Genomic DNA, 5,328 nt, shown 5'->3' on the forward strand with positions numbered 1-5,328 from the left:
TTCTCTGAACGTGTAAGTATGGCTCGAAGTTTTGGGATTAATGATTTAATTATTGATCCCGGTTTTGGTTTTGCTAAAACATTGGAACAAAATTATGAAGTTTTGCAAAAATTAGAATTGTTTGAAATTCTTGATTTGCCTCTTTTAGCAGGTGTTTCAAGAAAATCGATGATTTATAAAGTATTAAAAACCAGTGCTGCAGAAGTATTAAACGGGACAACCGTTTTAAATACGATAGCATTATCCAAAGGTTCCAAAATATTGAGGGTGCATGATGTGAAGGAAGCTGTTGAAGCGGTTAGATTATTCGAGAAAATGAATAAATAATAATGAGATATTTTAGTTTATTACTGTTTTAAAAAAATACATTGCAATGATTTTCACGCCTTAAAATCAGCCATCTGAATAGGCATTTCATTCAAGGTTGTTCCTCCTTTGATGCCAAAATCCAAAGTACGAATTGGGAACGGAATCATAATATCATTAGCATCATACGCTTTTTTAATTCGAATAATAGCTTCGCTACCTACTTTATTATAAACGGATTGTTCAGGAGTGTTAATCCACATTCTAACGGATAAGTTTATAGAGCTATCTCCAAATTCTACAAAATAAACATTGATTTTATCCTCTTTTGAAAGTTCCTCAATAGGGCTTACAGCATCTATTGTTACCTGACGAACTTTTTCTAAATCGTCGCCATAGGAAACACCAATGCTTAAATCAAAACGCCGTTTTTGTAGAAAAGTATAGTTTTCAATGGGGTTTTGAAAGACTTCTTTGTTAGGAATAATTACTGTTTTTCCTTGAAAAGTTTCTACTACAGTATCTCGAAGATTCACTTCTTTTACTTTTCCCATGTAGTCTTTTATTTGAACAATATCACCCACTTTTAGAGGTTTACGAAACGAAATAAAAATTCCAGACATAAAATTGGATGCAATGTCTTGGAAAGCAAAAGCCAAAGCTAATCCTAATATTCCAGCTCCAGCTAAAATAGAGGTAACTGCTTTATCTAATTGGAGTATACTTAGAACTGTAAAAATGACAATTCCCAAAAAAATAAAATAAATTATAGAACTGAATAGATGATTTAAAGTGACATTATTTGAAACTTTCGAAATTAGTTTGCCAGCTATTTTTTGAATGAATTTTGCAATATAAAACCCAATTACCATCACGATTGCAGCTAATGCAATGTTGGGTAATAGTTTTATTATTGCTTCGACCCAAATGGTTAGTTTTTCAGTAAGTAAATTTGTGATTTTATTAATATCCATGGTTTATCCCTATTATAATTAGGGACAAGATACCAAAAGATTGTTTTTTAATCCAATAAATGAGATCAAATATTGATAAAGTCCTGTTTTTTTTAAAAATTATATAAAAGAGGTGTTCTTAAATTCAAAAAACAAATCAAATTACTGATGATGATAAGGTTCGTTTCTTAAAATTGTAAACCCACGATACAATTGTTCAATAAAAAACAAACGCACCATTTGGTGTGAAAAAGTCATTAAAGATAACGAAATCTTTCCTTTCGCTTTGGCATAAACCGTATCCGAAAAACCATAAGGTCCACCAATGACAAAGACTAAAGTCTTGATTCCTGAATTCATTTTTTTCTGCAATTCTTCTGAAAAACCTACGCTTGAAAAGTTTTTACCGTTTTCGTCTAGTAAAATAAGTTGGTCAGTAGGGGTGATTTTTGATAAAATAAGTTCACCTTCTTTTTCTTTTTGTTGGCTTTCAGATAAGTTTTTGACGTTTTTGATATCGGGAATGATTTCCAAATCAAATTTGATGTAAAAAGACAAACGCTTGGTGTAGTCGTCAATTAAAGTTTGTAATGCTTTATTATCGGTTTTGCCAATGGCAATGAGTTTGATGTTCATAAGTAAGGATTCAAAAAAACAAAGATAGAAAACTAGTTCAAAAGGTTTAACCGTAAAGTGCGACAACTTTTTTTAAGAACTATAAAGATTTTTTCAAGATTAAGCTAAATAAACTTAAAAGGTAAGCCGTTCTTGATAAACTTTGCTAAAAAAAAAGGAACACAGATTGGAGAAATTAAAGAAATATAAAAAATCTTAGAGCTCTTAGTGCTTTCTTATTGATCTATGTGTTTAAGTCTAAGTAATAATTTGACCTACCGAACCAGATTCATTCGGGGTTAGTTTGTAAACAGCATTTGGCGCCAAAAGTTTTTCGATACGATGGGAAACAAATAGTATTGCAATATCTGTTTCTTGTGCTAAGTGTGAGATGAGTTGGGTTACTAACGCTACATTTTCATCATCGAGACCTTCGGTAGGTTCGTCTAGGATTAATAAAGGTGGGTGCTTGAGTACGGCGCGAACAATCATAATTACTCGTTGTTGCCCTATGGAAAGGTCGAGGAATGATTTTTTCTTGAGCGATGTCATATTTAGGAATTCAAACCATTCATCAGCTTTTTTTAGCTGTAAGGTAGACGGTTGTGTATAAAGCCCTACAGAATCAAAGAAACCTGAAAGAATCATTTGCTCTACGGTTTGTTTTTTTTGAAACAAATCTGTCATAGCAGTGGCGTATTGTCCAATGTTCTTCTTGATGTCCCAAATGCTTTCGCCACTTCCTTTTTTGTGACCAAAGAGATATAGATCCTGACCATAACCTTTGGAATTATCCCCTGAGATTAAGGAAAGAATTGTGCTTTTTCCAGAACCATTTGGACCAATTAATTGCCAGAATTCTCCTTTTTTAACAGTCCAGTTGATGTTGTTGAGAATAGGTCTTTCGTCATAACTAACGGATAAATTATTCATTTGGATTAAAATATTTTCGTGGCAAGTGATAGGATCAATTGGGTTTGGAATCGACTTGTTTTCAAAAATATTTGTTGTTTTTTCTTTTGGTTTTAGTGGTTCTAAACCAAAATTGTTGTTTAAAATCTGTCTTTTGTTTTTAATGAAAGCTAACAAATCAGCAGAACGATTGATGAGTTGGATTAGTGTGATTTTTTGTGCTAGGACTTCTAATTGAATGACTAATTCTTTGCGGGAATTGTGATCTAAATGATCTAATGGATTATCAAGTATAATAAAATCAGGCTGTTGGTTGATGCAATATTTCAGAAACGCTTTTTTGCGTTCTCCTGATGAAAAAGTGCGCAGTTTTCGGTGCGTTTCTGGAGCTGCTTCAACGCTATCGTATTGGTATTCTTTTTCGATGAATTTTTCGATGGCCAAATCCGAGAAAAGAATTCCTTTTTTTGTATTAAAAACATCTAATTGTCCTGTCGCTTTTTTATCCAAAAGGATTTGGATAAAGTCTTTTTTGGCTACTTTATTGCTTAAAAGGATGTCCCAGTGTTCGAGTTGATGCATATTGTTTAAATTGAAATTTAAATTTTGTAAAAGTAAAGTTGTTTGATGGAATTAAAAAAGCTTTGGTTTCTTTTTAAGGAATATGTAAGAATTATGTATTCGAAAAGTAGATAAAGTTTTTTGAAACGATATTTGCGTGAGTGATAGGAGCCAATGTCATTAAGTTAATGATTAAGTTATAAAATCAGTTAAGATTTTTGATTAACGATTTTTGATTTCAATTAGCTTAACCGCTTATAATCAGATTTTTTTTTATTTACTAACGGCAAATCTTCATTCAAAAATCTCTTATCTTAATGGCACGTCCAAAAAATGATTTTGGTTGTTATGTGATTTGGTCTTTAAGGTTGATAAAAAATGATAAACAAATTGGAACTAATTTTCTTATCCATAAAAATATTCTAATTTAGCCTTATATTAAATTTCTTTACAAATGATTAGTGAATCACAATTTCAAGACGAGTTACAGATTTTAATTGCTAATGCGATCCGTGAGGATGTAGGTGATGGTGACCATAGTTCGCTGGCTTGTATTCCTGCTGATGCGAAAGGAAAAGCAAAATTGTTAGTGAAAGACAACGGGATTATTGCTGGTGTGGCTTTGGCTAAAATGGTGTTTGAATATGTAGATCCTCGTTTGAAAATAGAAACTTTTATTGAAGATGGTGCTGTTGTGAAGTTTGGTGATGTAGTTTTTCATGTTTCAGGAAGTTCACAATCTATCTTGAAAGCAGAACGTTTGGTATTGAATTCGATGCAAAGAATGTCTGCAATTGCGACAAAAACTAATAGTTATGTGCAGTTATTAGCGGGAACGAAAACTAAAATATTAGACACACGTAAAACGACGCCAAGTTTTAGAGTAGCCGAAAAATGGGCTGTGAAAATAGGGGGAGGTGAAAATCATCGTTTTGCTTTATATGATATGGTGATGTTAAAGGACAATCATATTGATTTTGCTGGCGGAATTAGTTTAGCAATTGCTAAAACCAAAGAATATTTGAAGGCTGAAAATCGTGATTTGAAAATTATTGTTGAAGCTCGAGACTTAGCCGAAGTGAAAGAAATTGTAGCGAGTGGTGGGGTTTATCGTATTTTGCTTGATAACTTTGATTATGAAATGACAAAGGAAGCGGTAAAATTCATTGGCGACAAATGTTTGACTGAATCATCAGGAAATATCAATGAAGATACGATTAGGAAATATGCGGATTGTGGGGTTGATTATATTTCATCAGGTGCTTTAACGCATTCTATTTATAATATGGATTTAAGTTTAAAAGCATTTTAGAACTAACTCTAGAATAAATTATATCATTAATGTCAGCAGAAATTGAAGAAATATTCAATCGAATTCCTTTACTTCGAAATTTAGTTAAGGGATTAAAAAAAATAAAACTTCCAAAGTTAGAAGGGCTAAGCCTTTATGATTTGTTAGAATTATATGGTTTGGGACTGACAGAGAGTGCTTTTTCAAATCGAGCAGGTTCTATTGCTTTTAGTTTTTTTATGGCATTGTTTCCTTTTGCGTTGTTTATTTTGAACTTGATTCCTTATATTCCTATTGAAGGATTTCAACAAGATTTTTTAAAATTTGTGGCCGATGGTGTTCCGCCAAACACGTATTCAGCTATCGAAAGTATTATTAATGATATTTTGACGAATAGTCATTCTGGTTTGTTGTCAACGGGTTTTATTTTGTCTATTTTTTTGCAGGCCAATGGGTTGAATGCAATTTTAGGTGGATTTGAAAAATCATCTCATGTCTTGGTCAAAAGAGGTTTCTTTCAGCAATATTTAGTTGCACTTGGTATGTCGTTATTTTTGTCTTTCTTACTGATTGTTACCGTGGCAATTATAGTAGTTTTTGAAGTTGTGATTCAATTAAAGGCTGTTCAAGATATTTTGAGTGATAGTATTCCGATGATTATTTTAGGAAGGTATGTCTTTTTGATATTGA

Annotated in this window: 6 protein-coding genes; 3 read left to right on the plus strand and 3 right to left on the minus strand. The window is 32.1% G+C overall.

The features are described from left to right. Positions 1-327: dihydropteroate synthase (locus WBQ70_RS07505; protein ID WP_423912426.1), on the plus strand; the 327-nt coding region annotated here is incomplete at its 5' end. A 53-nt stretch (positions 328-380) separates the two neighbouring features. Here WBQ70_RS07505 and WBQ70_RS07510 read toward each other — a convergent pair. From WBQ70_RS07510 to WBQ70_RS07520, 3 genes are all read right to left on the minus strand, one after another. Then, positions 381-1,280 carry a mechanosensitive ion channel family protein gene (locus WBQ70_RS07510; protein ID WP_423912429.1) on the minus strand — a complete coding sequence of 300 codons (900 nt, stop codon included), beginning with the start codon at positions 1,278-1,280 and terminating at the stop codon, positions 381-383. 141 nt (positions 1,281-1,421) lie between these two features. Continuing rightward, complete coding sequence (gene rlmH / locus WBQ70_RS07515; RefSeq protein ID WP_423912431.1) at positions 1,422-1,895, minus strand: 23S rRNA (pseudouridine(1915)-N(3))-methyltransferase RlmH; 474 nt, start codon at positions 1,893-1,895, stop codon at positions 1,422-1,424. A 237-nt stretch (positions 1,896-2,132) separates the two neighbouring features. Continuing rightward, on the minus strand, positions 2,133-3,368 hold the full coding sequence (locus WBQ70_RS07520; RefSeq protein WP_423912433.1) for an ATP-binding cassette domain-containing protein: 1,236 nt from the start codon (positions 3,366-3,368) through the stop codon (positions 2,133-2,135). Between the two features lie 433 nt (positions 3,369-3,801). Here WBQ70_RS07520 and nadC point away from each other — a divergent pair, with 433 nt between their 5' ends. Both nadC and WBQ70_RS07530 read left to right on the plus strand, forming a co-directional pair. Further along, positions 3,802-4,659 carry a carboxylating nicotinate-nucleotide diphosphorylase gene (nadC, locus tag WBQ70_RS07525; protein WP_423912436.1) on the plus strand — a complete coding sequence of 286 codons (858 nt, stop codon included), beginning with the start codon at positions 3,802-3,804 and terminating at the stop codon, positions 4,657-4,659. Between the two features lie 29 nt (positions 4,660-4,688). Further along, positions 4,689-5,328, plus strand: a 640-nt coding sequence (locus WBQ70_RS07530) for a YihY/virulence factor BrkB family protein (protein ID WP_423912437.1), incomplete at its 3' end; no start/stop codon positions are given.

It is taken from the genome of Flavobacterium sp. (genome assembly GCF_049590715.1).
Taxonomy (GTDB): Bacteria; Bacteroidota; Bacteroidia; order Flavobacteriales; family Flavobacteriaceae; genus Flavobacterium.

Coding starts and splice junctions, on each gene's coding strand:
- WBQ70_RS07520 (WP_423912433.1), bottom strand. CDS start 3,368: ATGCATCAACTCGAACACTGGGACATCCTTTTAAGCAATAAAGTAGCC.
- rlmH (WP_423912431.1), bottom strand. CDS start 1,895: ATGAACATCAAACTCATTGCCATTGGCAAAACCGATAATAAAGCATTA.
- WBQ70_RS07510 (WP_423912429.1), bottom strand. CDS start 1,280: ATGGATATTAATAAAATCACAAATTTACTTACTGAAAAACTAACCATT.
- nadC (WP_423912436.1), top strand. CDS start 3,802: ATGATTAGTGAATCACAATTTCAAGACGAGTTACAGATTTTAATTGCT.